The sequence below is a fragment of the Kribbella sp. NPDC051952 genome (genome assembly GCF_040680855.1).
In the GTDB taxonomy this organism is placed as follows: domain Bacteria; phylum Actinomycetota; class Actinomycetes; order Propionibacteriales; family Kribbellaceae; genus Kribbella.
The window spans coordinates 242118-264690 of record NZ_JBFAXQ010000003.1 but is presented as its reverse complement, the minus strand read 5'-3'; the positions used below and the strand labels follow the sequence as shown (position 1 = coordinate 264690).

At 67.4% G+C, this 22573-nt stretch carries 20 protein-coding genes; 8 read left to right on the top strand and 12 right to left on the bottom strand.

Features of this window, described 5'->3' with window-relative positions:
- Nucleotides 1-281: 281 nt before the first annotated feature.
- The 7 genes from AB0L70_RS08360 to ssd form a co-directional block, all read right to left on the bottom strand.
- Entirely contained in the window at nt 282-776 is a 495-nt protein-coding gene (locus AB0L70_RS08360) for a flp pilus-assembly TadE/G-like family protein (RefSeq protein ID WP_363681436.1), read from the bottom strand.
- Nucleotides 773-1171: a TadE family type IV pilus minor pilin gene (locus AB0L70_RS08355; protein ID WP_363681434.1), complete on the bottom strand. Its 399-nt coding sequence runs from the start codon at nt 1169-1171 to the stop codon at nt 773-775. Before AB0L70_RS08355 ends, AB0L70_RS08360 begins: the two co-directional genes overlap by 4 nt.
- A gap of 62 nt (nt 1172-1233) precedes the next feature.
- The gene (locus tag AB0L70_RS08350) at nt 1234-1488 is read right to left on the bottom strand and encodes a DUF4244 domain-containing protein (RefSeq protein ID WP_363681432.1); all 255 of its coding nucleotides are present in this window, start codon (nt 1486-1488) and stop codon (nt 1234-1236) included.
- 107 nt (nt 1489-1595) lie between these two features.
- On the bottom strand, nt 1596-2312 hold the full coding sequence (locus tag AB0L70_RS08345) for a type II secretion system F family protein (protein ID WP_363681430.1): 717 nt from the start codon (nt 2310-2312) through the stop codon (nt 1596-1598).
- Between the two features lie 14 nt (nt 2313-2326).
- On the bottom strand, nt 2327-3241 hold the full coding sequence (locus AB0L70_RS08340; RefSeq protein WP_363681428.1) for a type II secretion system F family protein: 915 nt from the start codon (nt 3239-3241) through the stop codon (nt 2327-2329).
- 154 nt (nt 3242-3395) lie between these two features.
- Nucleotides 3396-4571: a TadA family conjugal transfer-associated ATPase gene (locus AB0L70_RS08335; protein WP_363681426.1), complete on the bottom strand. Its 1176-nt coding sequence runs from the start codon at nt 4569-4571 to the stop codon at nt 3396-3398.
- Nucleotides 4568-5638 carry a septum site-determining protein Ssd gene (ssd, locus tag AB0L70_RS08330; protein ID WP_363681424.1) on the bottom strand — a complete coding sequence of 357 codons (1071 nt, stop codon included), beginning with the start codon at nt 5636-5638 and terminating at the stop codon, nt 4568-4570. Before ssd ends, AB0L70_RS08335 begins: the two co-directional genes overlap by 4 nt.
- Nucleotides 5639-5842: 204 nt before the next feature.
- Between ssd and AB0L70_RS08325 the strand changes: the two genes are divergently transcribed.
- Together AB0L70_RS08325 and AB0L70_RS08320 are read left to right on the top strand one after the other, a co-directional pair.
- Nucleotides 5843-7549, top strand: coding sequence for a glycosyl hydrolase family 18 protein (locus AB0L70_RS08325; protein WP_363681421.1), 1707 nt, complete (start codon nt 5843-5845; stop codon nt 7547-7549).
- Between the two features lie 28 nt (nt 7550-7577).
- Nucleotides 7578-9122, top strand: coding sequence for a cellulose binding domain-containing protein (locus tag AB0L70_RS08320; RefSeq protein WP_363681419.1), 1545 nt, complete (start codon nt 7578-7580; stop codon nt 9120-9122).
- 48 nt (nt 9123-9170) lie between these two features.
- On the opposite strand, the gene AB0L70_RS08315 is transcribed toward AB0L70_RS08320, so the two are convergent.
- Nucleotides 9171-9929, bottom strand: coding sequence for a hypothetical protein (locus AB0L70_RS08315; protein WP_363681417.1), 759 nt, complete (start codon nt 9927-9929; stop codon nt 9171-9173).
- Between the two features lie 78 nt (nt 9930-10007).
- Nucleotides 10008-10895 (bottom strand): LysR family transcriptional regulator, encoded by an 888-nt coding sequence (locus AB0L70_RS08310; RefSeq protein WP_363681415.1) that lies wholly within the window; start codon nt 10893-10895, stop codon nt 10008-10010.
- 71 nt (nt 10896-10966) lie between these two features.
- Between AB0L70_RS08310 and AB0L70_RS08305 the strand changes: the two genes are divergently transcribed.
- Nucleotides 10967-12175 carry an MFS transporter gene (locus AB0L70_RS08305; RefSeq protein WP_363681413.1) on the top strand — a complete coding sequence of 403 codons (1209 nt, stop codon included), beginning with the start codon at nt 10967-10969 and terminating at the stop codon, nt 12173-12175.
- On the top strand, nt 12172-12621 hold the full coding sequence (locus AB0L70_RS08300; RefSeq protein WP_363681411.1) for a YbaK/EbsC family protein: 450 nt from the start codon (nt 12172-12174) through the stop codon (nt 12619-12621). The genes AB0L70_RS08305 and AB0L70_RS08300 overlap by 4 nt, the downstream gene beginning before the upstream one ends.
- Here AB0L70_RS08300 and AB0L70_RS08295 read toward each other — a convergent pair.
- Nucleotides 12618-13532, bottom strand: coding sequence for a helix-turn-helix transcriptional regulator (locus tag AB0L70_RS08295; RefSeq protein ID WP_363681409.1), 915 nt, complete (start codon nt 13530-13532; stop codon nt 12618-12620). The two genes, AB0L70_RS08300 and AB0L70_RS08295, sit on opposite strands and share 4 nt — an antisense overlap.
- A 12-nt stretch (nt 13533-13544) precedes the next feature.
- Nucleotides 13545-15224, bottom strand: a complete 1680-nt coding sequence (locus tag AB0L70_RS08290; protein WP_363681407.1) for a glycoside hydrolase family 18 protein — start codon at nt 15222-15224, stop codon at nt 13545-13547.
- Nucleotides 15225-15690: 466 nt separating this feature from the next.
- Here AB0L70_RS08290 and AB0L70_RS08285 point away from each other — a divergent pair, with 466 nt between their 5' ends.
- The gene (locus tag AB0L70_RS08285; protein WP_363681405.1) at nt 15691-16539 is read left to right on the top strand and encodes an HAD-IB family hydrolase; all 849 of its coding nucleotides are present in this window, start codon (nt 15691-15693) and stop codon (nt 16537-16539) included.
- 263 nt (nt 16540-16802) lie between these two features.
- On the opposite strand, the gene AB0L70_RS08280 is transcribed toward AB0L70_RS08285, so the two are convergent.
- The gene (locus AB0L70_RS08280) at nt 16803-17576 is read right to left on the bottom strand and encodes a Fic family protein (protein WP_363681403.1); all 774 of its coding nucleotides are present in this window, start codon (nt 17574-17576) and stop codon (nt 16803-16805) included.
- 24 nt (nt 17577-17600) lie between these two features.
- On the opposite strand from AB0L70_RS08280, the gene AB0L70_RS08275 reads away from it, so the two are divergent.
- From AB0L70_RS08275 to AB0L70_RS08265, 3 genes are all read left to right on the top strand, one after another.
- Complete coding sequence (locus tag AB0L70_RS08275; RefSeq protein WP_363681401.1) at nt 17601-19694, top strand: CDP-glycerol glycerophosphotransferase family protein; 2094 nt, start codon at nt 17601-17603, stop codon at nt 19692-19694.
- A gap of 118 nt (nt 19695-19812) precedes the next feature.
- Nucleotides 19813-21498 (top strand): arginine--tRNA ligase, encoded by a 1686-nt coding sequence (gene argS / locus AB0L70_RS08270; protein WP_363681399.1) that lies wholly within the window; start codon nt 19813-19815, stop codon nt 21496-21498.
- 27 nt (nt 21499-21525) lie between these two features.
- Nucleotides 21526-22557, top strand: a complete 1032-nt coding sequence (locus AB0L70_RS08265) for an alpha/beta hydrolase-fold protein (protein ID WP_363681396.1) — start codon at nt 21526-21528, stop codon at nt 22555-22557.
- The last annotated feature ends 16 nt before the right edge of the window (nt 22558-22573 follow it).

Sequence of the window (22573 nt, the reverse complement as noted above, 5' to 3'; positions counted from 1 at the left end):
CGTCCGGACGTCGGGGAAGTACGTCCGGGAGGATGAGCAGTACTCGGTTCCAGATCATGAAGCCCGCTCCCACATTCCGTCCACATCAACGCGGCATCTCTACCAGATTGCGACCAGATCGCGACCCCACCAGAACCACCCCCTCACCCCCGGCCGTTTGACGGGTACCCGCGCGGCCAGCTGGACTTTCCTTCCGCGCCAACCATCGACGTCACAAAGCCCCGGAATACTCCGACCGCTGCCAGACCTGGCCGTCGAGCTCGCCGGTTAAGTCGGGGTGGTTAGAGGGGGCCGGCTCGGGCGGTGGTGGTGAGGGTTGGGTGGGTGAAGGGGAGGTTTAGTTGGAGGGATAGTCCGACGGTTACCTCGGTGGGGGTGGGGTGGCAGGCGGTTAGGTGGGCTTTGTGGAGGGTGGCTATTCGGGCTGCGGTGGTGCAGGGCGTTTCGGGCGTGGTGGGTGGGATGAGGGGTTGTCGGGCGGCTGAGGGCTGGGCGGTTGTTGGGGGTTTGGTTAGGGATTGGGCTGCGGAGAGGGCGGTTAGATCGGCGGCGGCGGTTAGTTGGTGGCGGGCTGTGGAGATGGCGGACCAGAGGGTGGCTGCGGCTAGGGCTGTGATGAGGAGGACGGCGGCGAAGAGGGAGTGGAGGGTTGCGCTTCCCTTCTCGTTGTGACCGGTACGCCAAAGCCGTCGACTCTCGTTGTGCCCGGTATGCCGGAGCCGGTGACCCTCGATGTGCTGGGTGTGCCGGGGCCGTCGATCTGCGGTTTGGGTCATGGGGAATCGGGCTCCGTGGGTTCGGATTGCAGGGTGGCTTCGGCGGTTAGGTGGGCGGGGGTGAGGGACGTCAGGAGTGGGGGGTTGTGGGTTGGGGTGGCGGTGACTGTTACGTGGATGTCTTGGCCTTCGCGGGTGATGGTGATCGTGGCGGTGGGGACGGTGCGGTGGCCGATGGCTTTGGCCTGGTCTGGGGGTTCGCCTCGGGCTACTGCGCGGGCCACGTCTCGAGCAGCGTCGATGCATTGAATGTTCAGGATGACCAGGCCGATCGACCAGATGCCGAGGAGTAGCAGGGAGAGCAGCACCGGCAGGGTGATCGCCAACTCGGCGGTGATGGCGCCACGATCGTTCTCACGTTCTGTCTTGCGTACGGCGTTGTCGGCGAACGGCATGTAGTGGCTCCTGCGGGAAAGGGCGGCCGGCCGGGTCGGGGCCGACCGGCCGCCGGATCGGGCTAGAGCTGGACGCCTTCTACGCCGGCCAGTTTGAGGGCGTAGTTGATGAGGGCCTTGAGGGCGTTCATCATCACGTCGGACTTCAGCAGGGCGACGAGGATTCCGCCGAAACCGCAGGCTGCTACGACGCTGACGGCGTACTCGGCGGTGGCGGCGCCGAGCTGGCCGCGCGAGCGAGTGCGGAACTGGTTGCGCAGCTGGTTGCGGGGGCGGGTGCGGAGCTGGTTGCGGACGGCTACTAGTGCCTTGGACATCTGGTTCCTCCGGGGTTTGCGATCGGCCGATCCGGATCGCTCACTGACAACATGCCGTTGCCGGATGGCCTTTTTTGCAAGGACTTTCTGGGCTGTGGATGACGGCCTCACGGGTGGAACAGGTACGGGATCAACGCATCGGCGATGGTCGGGACGATGGACAGGAAGATGAACGCGGGCAGGAAGCAGAGGCCCAGCGGGAGAGCTGAGCGGGACTCTGCGGCGCGGGCTCGTTGGTCGGCGGCGTGGTGGTGGGACTGGCGCGTGTCGTCGGCCAGATGGTCGAGGGTCTTCGAGAGTGGGGCGCCGGAGCGGATCGAGCGATCGATGGCTCGAGCTACGGAGGCGCAGGCTGGTTCGGAACGTAGGTGGGACCAGGCGTCGAGTGGGTCTGCGCCTAGGGCTAGGTGGTGGGCGACGTTCTTGAAGAGGTCAGCGAGTGGGCCGGGTACGGCCGTCGCGACGAGGGTGAGGGCGTGTTGCGGTGGGCGACCGGCGCGGAGGCAAGCGGTGAGGAGGTCGACAGCTAGCGGGAGGTCGCGGGTGATCTTGGCTGTGCGTTGTTTGGTGGCTGCGGGTTCTAGGCGAGATAGGGCACGCGGGATTGCGTAGAAGGCGATTGCTGCTGGTACGACTCCCCACGGGAAGCCGATCAGGAGCAGGGCGCCGAGCGCCGTCGCGAGTGCGGCCAGTTTGTGTAGTCGTGGGGTTGGTGGTCGCGTGCGGCGGGGATTTGCGGTTAGGCGGCGGAGGGTGGGGCGGGGAGGGGTCAGGAGGTAGGTGGTGATTGCTGCGGCGGTTGCGGCGGAGAGGGTTGCTGGCATGGGGAACCTGGCTGTCAGGTGGTGGGCTTGGCGAGGTTGGTGGTCCAGTGGAGGCCTAGAGCGGTGAGAGATAGACCTGCGGCTAGGCAGAACCAGCCGGGTGGGGTGGCGGTGAGGAAGGTCAGGGGTTTCGCGCCTAGTCCATAGCCGAGGGCTATGCCGAAGATGGGTAGGGCGGCGAGGATCCGGGCGGTGGAGCGGGCGCCGGCGAGGCTGGCTTCGGTTTGGCGGTGGATGGATTCGTCGGCGCGGAGGGAGTCGGCCAGGCGTTCGGTCAGGGCGGCGAAGGCTGCGCCGGATTCTTCGGCTACGCGCCAGGCGGCGGAGAGCGCTCGAAGGCCGGTGGCGCCGGGTTCTTCGACTGCCAGTTCAAGCGCGCCGGGGACGTCGCCGCCGAGTTTGGCTGCGGCGTGGGCGACCTGAAAGTCGGGGCTGATGGAGGCGGCGCCTTCCAAGGCGTCGACGGGTGGACGGCCGGCGGTTAGTTCGGCTGCGAGTACGTCGAGGGCTTCGACGATCTGCGTACGGCGGGATGCTGCGACCGTGCGACGTCGTTGGTGTGCGCGCTGGCTGGCGACGAGTGCGAGGACGACGGCGATGGCGATGGTTGAGACGAGGAACTGTGCGCCGAGCACGGCGACCAGGATCGCGGCGGCCGGTGGGATCACCACTAGGCGGCGACGGGATAACAGGTGGGGTGTGGGCTTACCGGGATCTCGATCTCGGGTTGGCGTGGTCAGGCGGTGTAACCCACGCCCCGGGCGCGGGAGGAGGAGAGCAGCCGCGAGAAACACGAGGAAACCAGAGACGAACGCCCACGGGCCGGAGACCGGGGCGGGCAGGCCGGAGACCAAGGCGGACGGGCCATGGATGAAGGCGGGAAGGTCGGAGGTGAAGGTGGGTGGGTCGGAGATTGGGGTGGGGGTCATGCGCCAACCAGGTCTGAGCGTTCGTGGGTGAAGCGGGACGCGGGTGGGTAGAGGGTGGCCGTGTTGTTGGGGTGGAAATCGACGGCGGGGGGCGCGGATGCGTGGCAGTGGGGGTGGCGGGTGAAGGTGGATGGGCCGGGGATAGGGGCAGTCGTCATGCTGCGCCAACCTGGTCTGGGCGGTGGTGGGTGAAGCGGGATGCGGGTGGGTGGAGGGTGATGGTGTTGTCGGGGTGGAAATCGACGGCGGGGGTCGTGGACACTTGGCCGTTGGGGTGGCGGGTGAAGGTTCTGATTTCGGAGATTCGGCGGGTGCCGTCGTCACCTCTCGTCAGGTGGATCACGGCGTCCAGGGCTGAGGCGACTTGGCTGTGGATGGCGTCGCGGGGTTGACCGGCCAAGGCGCCTAGGGCTTCCAGGCGGGCTGGGACGTCGGAAGCTGAGTTGGCGTGGATGGTGCCGCAGCCACCCTCGTGGCCCGTGTTCAGAGCGGTCAGGAGATCGACGACCTCGGCTCCGCGGACCTCGCCGACGACCAGCCGGTCGGGACGCATGCGGAGGGCTTGGCGGACCAGGTCGCGTAGAGAGATCTCGCCGGCGCCTTCCACGTTGGGCGGCCGCGCCTCGAGGCGGACGACGTGTGGATGATCGGGACGGAGCTCGCTGGCGTCCTCGACGAGGACCAGGCGTTCGGACGGATCGGCCAATGAGAGCAGGGAATTGAGCAAGGTGGTCTTGCCTGTCCCGGTGCCGCCGCTGATCAGGAAAGCCAGCCGGGATTCGAGCAGGTCGCGGAGGATCGGCGTACCGGCCGGTGGTAGGGCTCCGGCGGCCACGAGATCGTCGAGGGTGAAGACGTGACGGGACGGGACGCGGAGGGACAGGCAGGTGCCGGGTGCTGCGACGGGGGCGAGGATGGCGTGGAAGCGGGTGCCGTCGGGGAGGCGGACGTCGACGTACGGCGTTGAGTCGTCGAGGCGACGACCTGCGGCGGCGGCCAGGCGGGTGGCGAGGCGGCGGATCGCGGAGTCGTCGCCAGTGCGGACGAGGGCACGCTCGAGCCCGTGGCCGCGATCCAGGTACACCTCGTCCGGACCGTTGACGAGGATGTCCGTGACGCCTGGCTCGGCCAACAGGATGTCGAGTGGACCGGCGCCGAGGGCCTCGCGGCGGAGCGCGGTGACGACCGCCAGCACCATCGCGTCGCCACAGACAGTGCCGTCGGCGCGAAGGGCGGCCGCGACGTGGGCTGGAGTTGGCTTGGCGCCAGTGAGCGCAAGCGTGTTGCGGACGCGCTCGACTAGCTCAGTGGAAGCAGGCTGAGAGTTCATGCGGCACTCGAATCGGCGTGGGTGAAGAGATCGAGGATGTCGGCCGCGGATCGGGACAACGGACCACGCGGACGAGGATCGAAGCGCCCTTGGTCCATCGCTGTCGGCAAGTCACGCTCGTGACCAACTCTTGTTGCTAAAGGCAATGACAAGTGGCTCGCGACGTCGAGAGCGGACAGGACCTGCGGACGGAACTCACGAGCGACTACCCGCAGATCGCCGGCGACAGCACGCAGCGGGCCGACCAGCCGTTTGGCCGCAGCGACCGATCGCACGTCGCACGGTACGACGAGTAACGTCGCAGCCGCCCGGATGAAACCCTCCTCGACCGCCGGATCCGCACGGCGAGGCAGGTCAACCACAACGAGATCGCTACTGCGTTGGGCCGCACCGATCACCGAACTCATCGTGTCCGGCGGCAGAACCGTCACGTCGGACTGATCCCAGGACAGAACCGAAAGTCCATCTACAGAAGGCAGAGCGGACCGGAGAGCCGCAGCACTCACCCGACCCGATGCATTCAGAAGTTTCGGCCAGCGATCACCAGGATCGCGCTCGATCCCGAGGGCCAACTCAATTCCGCCGCCGAGCGGATCACCGTCGATCAGCATCGTGCGGAACCCGCGCCGATTGCCGAACACCGCAACGGCCGCGGCGAGCGTGGTCGCACCCGCTCCGCCGCAACCGCCGACGAAGGCGAGCGTGAGGGCGGTCCGGACCGAACCGTCCACCGCATCCGCCAGCTTCCCGGCCAGCGCAGTCTCGTCGGCAGGTAAGCGAAACACCGCATCCGCACCGACGTCGAAAGCACTGCGATAGAGCTCGTCGCCGTCCAGACCGGAACCCACCACGACCACTCCCGACCTTGGGGCAGGCTGCGCCCGGGCCAGTGGCTCGGCCAGATCCCGGCCGACCACGACCAGCGAACAGGAGTGCCAGCGCCGGCGGACGCCGAGCAGGTCCGGCTCGACCACGGGTGTGATCGAGGCTGCCGCCGCCAGCCGGAGCAGGTCGTCGAGCAGGATCTCGTTGGTAGTTGCCAAGAGCACCGATGTGGAAGGGGTCATGCCTAGAACATGCCGTGATCGGACCCGTTCGCGGCGGGCAAAGAATTCCCTGTGGACAAAGGGCTGTCGGCTTTCCGTCAGCAGCGGGAACCCGCCAGGACCGAGGCGGCGACCAACCGCACCGGAACCGCTACCGTTCCTTTCGAAGCGTCTTTAACTAAATTTCACCGGACCGCTTCCGTCCCAGCTCCGGAGGACCCGCCCATGAGTCGATTACGCATGCTCGCAGCCACGGCCACCGTCGCCGCCACGGCCCTCGTCGCCGCGGCCGGCATCTCGCTGGCCACCCCTGAGGTACAGACCGCCGCCGCAGCCACGAGCGGCGGCGTCAAGACGGCGTACTTCGCTCAGTGGGGTATCTACGCCAACGGCTTCTACCCGAAGAACATGGTCACCACCGGCGTCGCCGGCAAGTTGGACTTCCTGAACTACGCGTTCGCGAACATCCACCCGACCGACCACACCTGCTTCATGGCCAACAAAGCCGCCTCGCAGGACGAGAACAACCCGAACGCCGGTGACGGCGCCGGCGACGCGTTCGCCGACTACGGCAAGTCGTACGGCGCGGACATCAGCGTGGACGGGGTCGGGGATGTCTGGAACCAGCCGATCCAGGGCAACTTCAACCAGCTGAAGAAGCTCAAGGCGAAGTACCCGAACCTGAAGATCCTGATCTCGATCGGCGGCTGGACGTACTCCAAGTACTTCTCCGACGCCGCCTCCACCGACGCGAAGCGCAAGACCCTGGTCAGCTCCTGCTTGAACATGTTCCTCAAGGGCGACCTGCCGATGGTCGACGGCTTCGGCGGCCCGGGATCGGCGGCCGGCATCTTCGACGGCGTCGACATCGACTGGGAGTACCCGGGCTCGCCGAACGGTCACGTCGGCAACCACTACAGCGCCGCCGACAAGCAGAACTTCACCCTGCTGCTGGCCGAGTTCCGCAACCAGCTCAATGCCTACGGCAACCAAACCGGCAAGCGCTACTACCTGACCGCGGCGATGCCGGCCGGCCAGGACAAGATCGCCACGATCGAGACGAACAAGGTCGGGCAGTACCTCGACTACAACAACCTGATGACGTACGACATGCACGGCGGCTGGGAAGCCACCGGTCCGACGAACTTCCAGGACCCGCTCTACACGGCTCCCGGCGACCCCAGCAACCCGATCCCACCGGGCCAGGGCAAGTACTCCGTGGACGCTGCCGTGAAGGCCTGGACGACCGGTGATTCGGCGTACGGCATCCCCGGTGGCTTCCCGGCGAACAAGCTGACGATCGGCTATCCCTTCTACTACCGGGGATGGAAGGGCGTCCCGGCCACGGCGAACGGCAAGTACCAACCCGCGACCGGACCGGCCGACGGGCACGCACTGAGCGGCAACGTCCCCGGCGTGTCCTTCTACAAGGAGCTCACCGGCTTCGTCGACAACCCGTCGATGTCGTACTTCGATGACGCCACCAAGTCGTCGTGGTTCTTCAGTAACGGGACGTTCTGGTCCGGTGACAACGCCCAGTCGATCAAGGCCAAGGCCGATTACCAGCACTGCAACGGTCTGGGCGGCGCGATGATGTACTCCCTCGAAGCGCTCGACCCCGGCGTCACTCTCTTCAACCAGGTGGTCAACGCGGTCAACGCCGACACACCAGGCTGCAGCGGTCCTCCGACCACCCCGCCCACCACGCCGCCGACCACGCCCCCGACAACACCGCCCACAACTCCCCCGACCACGCCTCCCACCACGCCGCCTACGACACCTCCCACGGCGACCCCGTGGGCGCCGAACACGACGTACGCGACCGGTGCGCTGGTGACTTACAACGGCGTCACCTACAAGTGCATCCAGGGACACACCTCCCTGACCGGCTGGGAGCCACCGAACGTCCCCGCACTCTGGGGCCGGGTCTGATCACGTACCGCCCACTGATCGGAGCATCATGAAACGCATCACTCTGGCCATAGCAGCCATCACCGCGGTGGTCATCGCGCTGCTGACCGCACAAGCCGCGAACGCCGCAGGAGTCACCGCAGCCTTCACGAAGGTGTCCGACTGGGGCAGCGGTTTCGAAGGCAAGGTGACCGTCACCAATGGCACCACCAGCTCACTCAGCACCTGGTCGGTCGCACTGGACTTCCCGTCCGGCTACAACGTCAGCAGCGCGTGGGACGCCACCCACACCGCCAGCGGCCAGACGCACACCTTCACCCCGCCCGGCTGGGCCGGTCCGCTCGCACCGGGCGCATCGGTGAGCTTCGGCTTCAACGGCAGCCCGGGCAACTTCCCCGGTCTCGCCGCCTGCCGGCTCAACGGCGGCTCGTGCTCGGGCGGCGGTGGTGGCACCGTGCCTGGTGCACCGACCGGCCTCTCGGGTACGCCGTCCTCGAGCTCGGTCAGCCTCAATTGGTCCGCAGCATCCGGCGCGACCAGCTACAACGTGTACCGCAACGGCTCGAAGGTCGGCTCGCCGACCGGTACGTCGTACACGGACTCCGGGCTCAGCGCGAACACGACGTACAGCTACCAGGTCAGTGCGTCCAACAGCGCCGGTGAGGGTGCTAAGAGCGGCAGCATCTCCGTCAAGACCACGACCGGCGGCGGAGGTAACACGGGTAGCGCGAAGGCGGCGCCGTACCTCTACCTGGGTTGGGGTGACCCGCCGAACCCGGCGACCGTGATGAACGCGACCGGGATCAAGTGGTTCACCATGGCGTTCGTCCTGTCCGGTGGTGGCTGCAGCCCGGCCTGGGACAGCACACGCCCACTGCAAGGCGGTGCGGACGCCAACGCGATCGCGGCGATCCGTGCGGCCGGCGGTGACGTCGTACCGTCGTTCGGTGGCTGGAGCGGCAACAAGCTCGGCCCGAACTGCGGTACGCCGGAAGCCCTGGCCGGCGCCTACCAGCAGGTGATCAACGCCTACAACCTGAAGGCGATCGACATCGACATCGAGAACTCCGACGAGTTCGAGAACGAGGCCGTCCAGGACCGCATCCTGACTGCCCTCAAGATCGTCAAGCAGAACAACGCCGGTATCCAGACCATCGTCACCTTCGGTACCTCGACGACCGGTCCGACGTACTACGGCAACCGGCTGATCGAGCGGTCCGCGGCCCTCGGCGCGAACATCGACATCTTCACGCTGATGCCGTTCGACTTCGGCAGCGGGAACATCTACAACGACACCGTCGCCGCCTCCACGGGCCTGAACAACAAGCTCAAGGCGACGTTCGGCTGGACCACCGCGCAGGCCTACGCCCACCAGGGCATCTCCGGTATGAACGGCCTGTCCGACCAGCAGGAGCTGACCAGTACGGCGACCTGGCAGAACATCACCAACTGGGCCAAGTCCAACGGCCTGGGCCGGCTGGCGTTCTGGTCGGTGAACCGCGACCGCGGCTGTGCCGGCGGCGGAGTGGTCTCCAACTGCAGCGGCATCGCCCAGGGCGACTGGGACTTCACCCGGATCACCGCAGGATTCTGACAACACCATCGCAGCGCCGTGCGGGCTTTCCCGTACGGCGCTGCGCTGTCAGCCGGCCTTGATCGCGTCGATGATGAGGCCGTTGCGGGCGTTCTGCCCGAGCGGGACCGAGGGGTGCAGGCCGTCGCGGAGCAGCCGGGCCAGCCGGTTCGGCTTGGAGGCCAGGTGCTCGGCCCAGGGCACGACCCGGAGGTTCTCGTACCGGCGCTGTGCGCCCACGAGCTGCAGGTTGATCCACGCGCTGTTGCGCTGGTCCGCGACCTGCACGGCCGGACCGTGCGCGGTGCGGGCCGCCTGCACGTTCACCCAGTAGACCGTGCGCTCTTCGCCGACGATCTGCATCGTCCGGTCGACCTGAGCGGCCACAGCGGGCGGCGTGAAGATGTCGTTGGACCCGACCGACATCAGGATCCGGTGCGGCAGTCCGTAGTCCTGCGCCCAAGTGTCCAGGGCGTCGACGGCCGGGGTCACCGGGCGGCCGGCCCAGTTGTGCACAGCCACGCTGATGCCGAGCTTGGAGAGCTGCTTGGCCAGCGCCGGTCCGTCCTGGACGCCGATGCTGTCGCCGAACATGAAGACGCCGTCGGACTCCCGCGTCCTGCGGATCTGCGCCTCGTTCGAGATCGCGCGGGCCTGCCGCTCCCAGGCGCCGAGCGTCCCGGAGCCGTATCCGCCCGTCGAGGCGAGCCCGATGACCGCCTCAGCCGACGCCGAAGATGCCGACGCGACTGTCGACGCCGCGGCGGCGGTGCCCGCGGCGAACAGCATGCGCCGGCTCGGCCGGAACGAACTGAGACGCTTCCTCACGCAGGAAAGAGTGCGGTGGAAAGCCCCTTCTCTGCAAGTCGACACCGTGAAAATTGGACGAACGCTACGAAAGTGGCATCAAGAGGACGTGACCGGCCGGGATCGGACGAACGTCCGGAAACGCTCAGCCGCCGGGCTGAGCTGGGTCCGCAACCGCCAGGCCATGCCGATCTCGCGCCGCGCCTGAACACCGGCCAACGGGATGGACACCGCCCCGCTGTCGTTCCCCCGAACGGCCCCGGCCGGCAGCACGGCCACACCGAGGCCGGCGCCGACCAAACTGTCGATCGTGGCCAGGTCCGTCGCCTCGAACGCCAGCCGCGGTGTGAACCCGGCCGCCCGACACAGCTCCTCACTGATCCGCCGGAACCCGAACCCCGGACGCAGCCCGATGAACGGCTCGTCGGCCGCCACGGCCAGCTCCACCTGTCGCTTCGTCGCCAGCGGATGCCCGGGCGGGACATGCAGGCACAGCCGCTGCTGCTCGAGCAGATGCCAACCGAACACCTCCGGGTCCGGCCGCGGCGCGATGATCCCGATCTCGGCCTCACCACTCTCCAGGTCCTCGACGATGGCGTGGGACGGCTCCTGCCGCAGCGCGAACCCGATACTCGGCGCCTCCTCGCGGAACGCCTTCAGCAGATCAGGCACCAGGCTGGTCGCGACCGAGTGCAAGAACCCCAACCGAACCGTCCCCGAGTCCGGATCGAGCAGCGCGTCGATCCGCTGCCGCGCGGTGTCGACCGCCGCCGTCCCGGCCCGAGCCGCATCGAGCACAAGTCGCCCGTACGGATTCAGCCGGACGCCCCGGTGCTCCCGCTCGAACAGTTGCACCCCGAACGCACTCTCGACCCGGCGCAGCGCCCGGGACAGATTCGGCTGACTCGTCCCCAGGGTCGTCGCCGCCTCGGTCAGGTGTTCGGTCTCCGCGAGTACGGCGAACCACCGCAGATCCTCGACATGCATGCGGAAAGTGTATCGATTACTGCTGAGATCGACATTTTACGTATCGCACAAGCTATGCGACCGTCGAAGACATGCACAAGTCCGTCGCCCTCGAGCCCGGGTACCTGCCCGGCGATCCGGAGTACCGCAGGCTCTCCATCGCTCTCTTCGCGGCCGGCCTGGCGACGTTCGCTCTCCTTTACAGCACGCAGCCGCTGCTACCTGAGCTCGTGGATGCCTTTCACGTCTCCCCCAGCCAGAGCGCCTTCACCGTGTCGTTCGCCACGCTCGGGCTCGGCATCGCGCTTCTGATCGCCGGCCCCGCCTCCGAGGTGATCGGCCGGACCAACCTGATGCGGTGGTCGGTCGCGGCGACCTCTGCCTTCGCACTGCTCAGCGCGGTCGCTCCGACCTGGCACACCCTCCTGCTACTCCGCGGCCTCCAAGGTGTCGCCATGGCCGGGCTACCCGCGGTCGCGATGGCCTACCTACGCGAAGAGGTCCATTCCGACAGTCACGCGCGAGCCAGCGGCCTCTACATCGCGGGTACGACGGTCGGCGGCATGGCCGGTCGTCTCATCGCCGGAGGACTCGCGGATGTCGCCGGGTGGCGATTCGCGACCGGCGGGATCGCAGTAGTCGGAGTCGTGTGCGCAGCCCTCGTTTGGCTCCTCTTGCCAGCTTCACGGAACTTCCACCCAAGCTCCGGACGGGTCAACATCTGGCCAGTACTGAAGGACCCGGCGCTGCTGGCCCTCTACGGGATCGCCGCGACCGCTGTCGGCGCCTTCGTCGCGGTTTACAACGGAGCGGTCTTCCGTCTGTCCGGATCGCCGTACCACCTCAGCGCAGGAGCCGCCGGACTCGTCTTCTGTGTCTATCTGCTCGGATCAGTGGGCTCGGCCACCGCCGGATCGCTCGCGGACCGCTACGGCCGCCGTGCGGTCGTTCCGATCGGCTGTCTGATCACTCTGGCCGGTGTGGCGATCACCTTGGCGGCACCGTTGCCTCTGATCATCCTGGGCCTCGCGCTGATGACGGCAGGCTTCTTCGCGGTCCATGGCGTCGCCAGCGGTTGGGTTCCCGCCCGTGCCCATGTCAGCGGCGGTGGCACCGGCCAGGCATCCAGCCTGTACCTCTTCTCCTTCTACCTGGGCTCCTCGGTCTTCGGAGGTCTGGCAGGTACGGCGTGGACCCACGCCGGCTGGGGTGGTGTCGCACTCGAGGCAGGCGCGCTGTTCTTCGTCACGCTCGTACTCTCCGTGCTACTCCGGAAAGTGCCTGTCAAACTAGCCAGGTGACCAAAGCGACCGACGCAGCCGACCAGTTGGGGCTCAGCTACGAGGTGACTCGGCACGGCCGGGTGAACTCGCTGGAGGAGGCCGCGGCGGCCCGGGGTATCGAGCCGGCCCGGCTGATCAAGACGATCGTGGTCCGGTTGTCCGACGACGACTACCGGTTCGTCCTGGTTCCCGGCGACCGGGAGATCGCGTGGCCGAAGCTGCGCGCATTGCTCGGCGTCAACCGCATCTCGATGCCGGACAAGGACACCGCGTTCGACGTGACCGGGTACGTCCGCGGCACGATCACTCCGCTCGGCAGCACGCACGCGTGGCCGGTCATCGCCGACGAACGCATCACCGGCACGATCTCCCTCGGCGGCGGCGACCACGGTGTGGGCATCACCGTGGACGCCGAGGCTCTGGCCAAGGCCCTGAACGCGACCGTCGCCGACGTCACCGACTAGACGAGCAGACCCCGTTGCCCGGCCCGGAGGCCGGCTTGGAACCGGGTAGTGGCGTCGAGGGTCTTCAAGATGCGCTGCATGCGACGTTCGACCGTGCGCTGAGCGACGCCGAGTCGGCGGGCTATCGCCTGGTCGGTCAGGCCTGCTGCCGCCAGCGAGAGGAGCTGGCGGTCATCCGAGGTCAGTGGCCCCTCGCCGGCAGTCGGCGTCAGCGGCGTCGCCTGTTGCCAGAGCAGGTCGAACAAACGCAGTAGCGCATCGAGCAGGTTGGACGGCCCGAGCTCAACAAGCACGTCTGGACCGGTGGGCAGCAGTCCAGTACGCCGGTCCACCATCAGCAGCTTGAGGGGTACGTCGCGCAGCATCCGGCACCCGGCCGACCTGGCAGCCACCAGCTCACCCGGCCCGGTCAGCGACGCCATGTCATAGATAGTCCGGTAGGTAACCCCATGCGCCCGCCGCGGTTCGATCGGCACCACGGCGTACGGCGGGCGGTCGAGAACCAGGACCTCCTCCCGAGCGCATTGCTGCGCTTGGTAGAAGCGCTGTGCGATCGCCTCGGCCCCGCGGACCACAGTGAAGGCATTGCGCTGACGGAACTCCGCTGACAACACCGACGCATCCAGACGGGCCTGCACGATCGCGGCCTGCTTGCGCAGTGCCAGCAGCTCGACGGCAGCCTCCGGTACGGCGGGAACGTAGCGAGCCGGACGTCCCGGCGTACGGGCGGCCAACCCTAGGGACAGCAGGGACCGCAGATGCCGGCCAACCCGCGTGGCCGGCCAGCCGGTCTCCCGGGCCAGATCAGTCGTTGTGCACTCCGGGCGGGCCAGAAGCGCCCGGTAGAGCTGCTCGTCCTCCGAGCAGACACCGAGCGCCTCCAGCACCGGAGCGGGTCGATAACTGTGCATGGCTAGGCGCGGTTAGGGCAGTGAGTGGACGTGGCCGCCGACCTGGTTGGCGAACTGGCTGCCGTTGGAGGCATCCCAGTTGGTCGACCAGGTCATCGCACCGCGCAGCGTCGGCCACGTGGTGCTCGGCTTGAAGTTGCCGCAGCCGGTGCCCTTGGTCAGGCAGTCCAGTGCGTTGTTGACGATCGTCGGTGACACGTAGCCGCTACCGGCTGCCTGGGACGACGCCGGTACGCCGAGACCGACCTGGTCGGGACGCAGTCCGCCCTGCAGCATGATGCAGGCCTGCGCGGTGATGAAGTCGACCGTGCCCTGCGAGTACACCTGTCCGTCGCAGCCGTTCATCGAGCCGGAGTTGTAGTACTGCACGTTGACGATGGTCAGGATATCCTTGATCGCCAGCGCCAGCTTGAAGTACTCGAACGACGTGCTCTGCATGTCGATCGTCTGCGGCGCCATCGTGATCACCAGTCCGCTACCGAACTGGCTCTGCAGACTGCGCAGCGCCTGACCCATGTACTGCGCGTTGACGCCGTTCTCCAGGTCGATGTCGATCCCGTCGAACCCGTACTCACGCAGTACCGAGAGCGCACTGCTCGCGAAGTTGGCCGCGGCCGTGGGGTCGGCGACCGAGACGGTGCCGTTCTGGCCACCGACCGACAGGATGACCTTCTTACCGGCCGCCTGCTTCGCCGCGATGTCGGCCTTGAACTGCGCCACGGTGTAACCGCCCAGTCCGGCGCTGTCCAGGTTGAAGGTGATGCCACCCGGCCGGGACGGGTCGGTGTCGGCGAACGCGACCGCGATCACGTCGTACGCGGCCTGGACGTCGGAGATGCGCTGCACCGTCGCGCCGTTGTTGAAGTTCTGCCAGTAGCCCGTGACCGCGTGCTTCGGCAGCGCACCGGCCGGCGGGTTGGTCGGTCCGCTCGAGGTGGTGCCCGAGACGGTCGCGCCGTACGGCGAGCAGTTGCCGCTCGGGTCACACGCCCGCACCTTGAAGGAGTACGTCGTACTCGGGCTCAGGCCGGTGGCGGTCCAGTTGGTGACGTTGCCGACGCTCTGCGCGGCACCGGTGCCACGTACGACGTCGTAGTGGTCGATGCCGTTCGCGTCAGAGGCGGCGGACCAGTTGAGCTGCAGTGAGCTCGAGGTCGGGCTTCCGACGGCCAGACCGCCCGGAGTCGACGGTGCAGTGGTGTCAGCCGTCCCACCCGGCCCATCCAGTACGACGTCATCCGCCTGGTACGCCGGTAGCCCGTACCAGCCATGCAGGTAGATGGTGACCGAGGTGGCCGACGGGCCACTGGTGAACGGGACAGTCAGCTGGCTCCATGTGCTGCTCGTGGTCCAGGTGCTGGCGCCACCGTCGACACCCAGGTAAACGTTCGAGCCTTTCACCCAGGCGGACAGCGTGTACGCCGTATTGGGCTGTACCGGTACCGACTGGGAACAGCGACCTATGTCACTCGCACTGGGACTGGATTGGAGCGCGTACGACCCGGAATGCGGGGCCGAGGTGGTGACGCTGCCGGCCGGACAGGACCATCCGGACAGGCTGCCGGACTCGAAGCCGGCGTTGGTGACGAGGTTGGTGGCGGCCGAGGCGGTGCCGGGGATCAGAAGACCCATGAGAACGACGAGCAGGCTGGTGATGACCGCTGCCTGGGGGCGGTACGCAGGCGGTTTCATGACTTACAAAGTGTGACTACTCAATTACATTGTCAAGACCCTGCATAAAATGGCCGCGCTCTCACGCTCACCGAAGCTGAGAAATGCACAGTTCTTTACACGCGGAGGCGCCCACCGCAAGAGGCCGAACAGCAAAAAAGCCTCTCCTCCTGGAGGAGGAAAGGCGACGGCCCCCGGCGGGGGGGTGACCGGGGGCCGTCTTCGGCCACGGGCTCGGGGGGAGGAGCCGGGGGCCGTTCAGGAGGCGACAGTCTGCCACTGTCAGGAGGTATGTACCCCCCGAATCCAGCTTCCACACATCTCAGTTCGATTTCGAACCGGATCTGTTTCGTCCAGGCTTGAGCTCGCCGAAACGGCGATCCCAACCAGTGTCACTGTCACACTGCTCACCAGTCTAACGGGAGACCGGCCCACGCAAAAGCCCGGGTCCCCTCGGCGTTTCTCCCGGCTGCCTAAGGTGGACGCCATGGAGCACCCCGAAGCGACCCGATCGGCCGCCTTCTTCGATCTGGACAAGACCATCATCGCCCGCTCCAGCACGCTCGCGTTCTCGCGGCCGTTCTACGCCGGCGGTCTGATCAATCGCCGGACCGTGCTCCGCAGCGCCTACGCCCAGTTCGTGTACCTGCTCGGCGGCGCCGACCACGACCAGATGGAGCGGATGCGCGAGTACATCTCGGCGATGTGCACCGGCTGGGACGTCCGGACCGTGCAGGCGATCGTCGCCGACACCCTGGACCACATCGTCACGCCGATGATCCACGACGAGGCGGTCGAGCTGATCGAGCAGCACCACGCGGCCGGCCGGGACGTGGTGATCGTCTCCTCGTCCGGGGCCGAGGTGGTCGAGCCGATCGGCGCGATGCTGGGTGCCGACAAGGTGATCGCCACCCGGATGATTGTTGCTGACGGCAAGTACACGGGTGAGATCGCCGAATACGCGTACGGTCCGCACAAGGCGACCGCGATCCGTGCACTGGCCGAGGCCGAGGGCTACGACCTCGCAACCTCCTTCGCCTATTCGGATTCCATCACCGACGAGCCGCTGCTGGCCACGGTCGGTCACCCGTTCGCGGTCAACCCGGACAAGGCGTTGCGCCGGCTCGCGGTCGCGCGGGACTGGCCGATCCTCGACTTCAGCGAGCCCGTCGGCCTGGCCGAACGCTCACACCTGCGACACGTACGGCGTCCCGCATTGGCAACCGTCGCAGTCGCCGGACTGGCCGCCTGGGCACTGTTTCTAGCAACTCGAAAGGCGGGTCGGAAGGCCGGCCGGAGGAGCTCGCGCGGACAGCTCGACGGACCCGAAAGCTGAAGTTTGCTTCATTCTTCTCAACTCCATGAAGACCTCGCATCCCCTTCACAGGAAGGGTTTTCAGGAGTACAAAGGAAGCACAAAGGACCTTCGGGTCCGGTAGAGATTGCACGGCAGCCAGGACACCCACGCGGCGACCAGCCCATCCCAAACGGGCAGCGCGACCCCAGGCCAACGCCATGGGGCGGCAAACAGGTGCACGCATGGTAACCAGGATGGCGCGCGAGCGACCGGCGTTCTCACTCGAGAGCGCCGTTCGCACGTCAGGGGGCGAGCGGCGACCGCTCGGCACCCAATGACACGACTTCACACGACCGCAGCAACCAGTCACGAACGCCGGTCAAACCTCGCGCTGTGTAGTCGGTCAGGCCCGGAGCATACGAAGTTGCCAACGCAAAGTGACCAACCTCCGGCACTGTGACCGCGACCGGGTCGATGCCTCGGGCAACCAACAGGCAGCGTTCGGCGGCGCGGGCAACGAGTCCGTTCGCGGTCGGGAACGGACGCAGTACGGCGAGTTCGGCATGGACGATGGCGGCGACCACCAGGCCCGGCGCCGCGGTCGGCCGGGTCAGGTTCTGCGCAAGAGCACTCAACCGGTCCCACATCTCGTCGGCAGGCGGCGCGGGCGGTAGGCCGGGGATGTCGTCCGGGACCGGCTCCTGACTGGTCCGCAGGTGGCCCAGTTCGACGTCCGGGCCCAGGTCGGCCGCGGCCAACTGGTGCAGTCTGGTCCAGACCTGCACCGGAGCCGTGTCCACCTGCGGTGCGAGTGCCATCAGCTCCCCGGTCATCCGGACCGCGCCGGAGGCCAGTCCGTCGGCGGCTCCTCGGCGTACGTCGTCCAGCGTCGCCGGGCTGCCGGCCAGGGCTGCGGAGGCGTGCGCGCCACGCAGCAGTGCCTCCGCAGTGACGTCCGAACCGACCTTGCGCAGCCCGCGGTCACGCAGCAGCACATCGACCGCATCCCGCGCAGCCCTGGCCGCCGAACCGACCCCTTCCAGAGCAGCAAGCGGCTCGAACACATCTGTACTCATACCTGCACCCTAGGATGAGGTTGTATGGCGCTCGGTACCGTCCCCAAGTTCAGCATCGTGGTTCCCTGCCACGCCTCGCGGGCGTGGTTGCGACCGTGCCTGGACTCGGTGCTGACCCAGTCGTTCACCGATTTCGAAGTGATCGGGGTGGACGACGCCGACCTGGACGGGTCCGGCCGGATCCTGGCCGAGTACGCCGCCGCCGACCCGCGGGTGCGGGCGCTGCACCTGGAGGAGAACGTCGGGCTCGGGCCGGCCCGGAACGCCGGGCTGAAGGAGTGCCGCGGCGAGTACGTGCTGTTCCTGGACGCCGACGACCAGTATCTGCCCGGCTCGCTGGCCGCGCTCGCGGACCGGATCGACAACGCCGGACGGCCGGACATCGTCATGTTCGACTACGAGCGGATCTTCTGGGACGGCCGGATGGTGCGCAACCAGCGGCGGGACGCGTTCGCCTGGGAGGGCGCGGGGGTGTTCACCGCGGCCGAGCGGCCGATCTTCCTGACCTTCCTCGAGGTGGTCTGGAACAAGGCGTACCGGCGCGACTTCCTCAGCCGGCACGGGTTCGCCTTCACGGCCGGCTTCTACGAGGACGCCCCGTGGACCTACTCGACCATGCTGACCGCCGAGCGGATCGCCACCCTGGACCGGGTCGTCGTGCACTACCGGCAGCACCGGACCGGCGGCAACATCCACGCCACCCGCGGCCACAAGCAGTGGGACATCTTCGACCAGTACGACCGGGTGCACGCCTTCATCCTGTCCGACCCGGAGCTGGCCGGCTGGCGCCGGTTCGCGTTCGACCGGTCGCTCGACCACATCCTCGCCGTACTCGCGAAGCCCGAGCGGCTGGATCCGGATGACCGGGCCGAGTTCTTCCATGCGGCGCATGCGTTCGCCAAGCGGTGGAAGCCGGAGGGGTATACGTCCGACCGGACCGGTCGCGGGTTCAAACGCTGGCTGCTGATCCACGACGACTACGCGACGTACTCGACGCTGAAGCTCAGTGCGCGGATGCTGCACGTCCAGAGTCCGCGCAAGTCCGTCGGCAAGCTGCTGCGGCGGAGCAAACTCGATCCGAACCTGGCCGCGTTCACGTCGTACTGGTTCAAGCAGTTCGCCTGCAATCCGCGGGCCATCTACGAGAAGGCAGCCGAGCTGGCGCCGCAGCTGCGCGGGGTCTGGGTCGTCGACGCCGACCACGTGAGCGCGATCCCGGAGGGTGTCGAGTACGTCGTCTCCGGATCACCGGCGTACGACAAGCTGCTCACGAAGGCGACGTACTTCGTCAGCAACATGAACTGGCCGAAGGACCTGGACAAGCGCGAGGGCCAGATCCACCTACAGACCCAGCACGGTACGCCGCTCACGACCACGGGCACCGATCTGCGCTACACCACGACCGACCTGGACGTCGAGGAGCTGATGCACCAGGTCGACCGGTGGGACTTCAACCTCTCCTCGAACCGGTACTCCTCGGAGATCTGGGAGCGGACCTACCCGGCGTACTTCGAGGAGCTCGAGTACGGCTACCCGCGGAACGACCGGCTGCTCACCGCCACCGTGGACGACGTCCGGGCCATCCGGGCCTCGCTCGGGTTCGACGACTCGCACCTGGTCGTGCTCTACGCCCCGACGGGCGAGGCGCGCGACCCCGGGCAGCTCACTCAGGGCCTCGGCGATCACGCCCGGGTACTGACCCGGACGCGATCCTCGGATCATGCGCGCGACGAGGACCTGATGCTCGCGGCCGACGTACTGATCTCGGACTACTCCTCGATCACCTTCGACTACGCGAACCTGGATCGCCCGATCGTGCTCCTCGTCGAGGGCCCTGCCGAGGAACGCACGTACTTCGACGTCACCGAGTTCCCGCCCGGACTGGTCGCTCGGTCGCTGGAGGAACTCCACACCGCCTTCCGTACCGGGGCTTTCGCCGCACCGGAGGCGGCCAAGCACCGACAGCTCTACCGCGAGAAGTTCTGCGAGTACGACGACGGCCGGGCCGCGGAGCGAGTGGTACGACGGGTCATTCTCGGCGAGACCGACGTACCCGCGATCGTGCCGTTGGGCGACCGGCGGCCCGCACCCTCGCCGTACTTCATGCATAATGGCTGACATGTCGATCAGCCCGGAGTCTGTGAGCGCCCTGCGCCTGCGGTCCGGCCTGCGACGACGACGCACTGTCTGAACACCCCAGCCTGTTCCAGTCGCGTCTCCCTTCGAAGGACTCCTCATGTCCGCTCTTCTGCCTGTCCTGGCCACCAGACTCTCCACCGCCGCCAAGGCCTTGGGGTACGCCGACCTCGATCCCGAACTGCGGTCGGCGACCAAGCCCGAGTTCGGGCACTACCAGACCAACCTCGCGCTCCGGCTCGCCAACCTGCTGCACCAGTCACCGCGAGACGTCGCCGCCCGGTTGGTCGAGGCCCTCGAGATCGACGATCTCTGCGAAGTGCCCTCGATCGCGGGACCCGGCTTCATCAACCTGACCCTCCGCCCGGCGACGCTCGCGGCGGCCGTCAACCAGTCGGAGAGCTTCACGAGCAACGGCCAACGGGTCGTCATCGACTACTCGCAGCCGAACGTCGCCAAGCAGATGCACGTCGGCCACCTGCGGTCCACGGTGATCGGCGACGCCCTCTGCAACGTCCTGCGGTACGTCGGGTACGACGTCGTCCGGCAGAACCACGTCGGCGACTGGGGCACGCAGTACGGCATGATGATCGAGCAACTGCTCGTGGAAGAACTCGACGCGCAATCCCTTGACCTGCAGGGATTGCAGCTGCTGTACGAGCGGAGCCGGAAGCACTTCGATGCCGACGGCACCTTCGCCGACCTGTCCCGGAGACGGGTCGTGCTGCTGCAGTCGGGTGATCCCGGGACGCGGGCGATCTGGCGGCGGATGGTCGACGTCTCGCTGGACGACTTCGAGCAGGTGTACGCGCTCCTCGGTTCCAACCTGGAGCGGACCGACGTCGTGGGCGAGAGTGCCTACAACGACGATCTCCCGACCATCGTCGACGAACTGCAGGCACAGGGTCTGCTGACCGTGTCGGACGGCGCCCTCTGTGCGTTCCTGCCCGGCTTCACGGGGAGAGACAACCAACCGCTGCCGGTGATCGTACGGAAGTCCGACGGCGGTTTCGGCTACAGCGCGACCGACCTCGCCGCCATCCGGCACCGGGTGAACACCCTGCACGCGAACCGGATCGTGTACGTCGTCGACCACCGGCAGGCCCTGCACTTCGACCAGATCTTCACGCTGGCACGGACCGCGGGATGGTTGCCGGCGGCAATTCCAGCTGAACACGTCTCCTTCGGAACCGTTCTCGGCCCGAACGGAAAGCCCTTCAAAACGAGGGCAGGCGGGACGATCAAGCTGACCGCTCTGCTGAACGACGCGGTCGAGCGGGCGGATGTGCTACTCGAGGGCCGGGAGGGCATCGATCGTCAGGCGACCGCGCGGGCGGTGGGAATCGGGGCCGTCAAGTACGCCGACCTGTCCAGCGACCGGGGTAACGACTACGTCTTCGATCTGGACCGGATGGTCGCGATGACCGGCAACACCGGCCCGTACCTGCAGTACGCCCACGCCCGGCTGACCCGGCTCCTCGCCAAGGCCGGCTCGCAGGGCGGTGAGGTGATCGAGCTCAAGGACCCGGCCGAGGAGCGGTTGGCACTCCTCCTCACCGGTTTCGCCGCGACCGTCGCTCAGGTCGCCGAGACGCTCCAGCCGCATCGGCTCTGCACCTACCTGTACGAGGTCGCCGCCGCCCTGTCCACGTTCTACGAGCAGTGCCCGGTTCTGACCAGCGAAGGCGAAACCAGAGCAAGCCGGATCGCGCTCTGCACCGCGACCCGGAAAGTGTTGCAGGATGGACTCGGCCTGCTCGGTATCGAGGCCCCAGACGCGATGTGAACAGACGCCATGTGACGGAGGATGCCCATGTTGCCGTGGTCCGCGGAGCTTGCCGGCCGGTTCGAGGAGCACACCTACGAGAGCGATTTGCTGCGTGGGAACCCGCTCGGCGATCCGCACGAACGGCCGGTGCTCGTCTACGTGCCACCCGGGTACGACGACTCGGACCAGCGTTATCCCACCATCTACGTGACGATGGGCTACACCGGGCACATCGGGATGTGGTTCAACCGGGTGCCGTTCCGGCAGCCGTTCCCGGAGCTGCTCGACGCGATGTTCGCGGCCGGCGACGTACCTCCGGCTGTCGTGGTGTTCGTCGACTCCTGGACCAGGTACGGCGGCAGCCAGTGCCTCGACTCCCCCGGCACCGGGCAGTACCACTCGTACCTGTGTGAAGAGATCGTGCCGTGGGTGGATGCGACGTACCGGACCATCGCGGACCGCGATCACCGGGCTGTCACGGGCAAGTCGAGTGGCGGGTACACGGCGATGGTGACGCCGTTGCTGCGCCCGGATGTGTTCGGCGCGCTGGCGACGCACGCCGGTGACGCGGCCTTCAACGTCTGCTACCGGGGCGAGTTCGCGGAGCGCGCCCGGACGCTGCGGGACAAGTACGACGGCAGCTACGAGAAGTTCTTCGAGTACATCGCCGGCAAGGCCGGCCGGACCACGAACGAGGACCTGCATCTGATGGAGATGTACGGCTACTCCTCGGCGTACTCGGCCGAGCCCGACGGCACGGTGCTGCTGCCGTTCGACGATCGGGGCGAGGTCATCCCGGAGATCTGGGACCGCTGGCTGGCCTGGGACCCGGTCGAGATGGTCCGCAAACCGCAGTACGCCGAGGCCGTCCGCTCACTGCGCGCCGTCTGGATCGACGCGGGCAAGCAGGACGAGTACTTCCTCGACTTCGGCGCCACCGCGTTCCACCGGGCCGCTCAGCAGGCCGGTCTGCCCGACGATCGGACCCACTTCGAGCTGTTCGAGGGCACGCACGGCGGGATCGAGTACCGCTACCCGCTGGCCGTGCGCTGGCTCTGTGAACAAATGATGAAGTAATTCGGGTGCCGTCGCC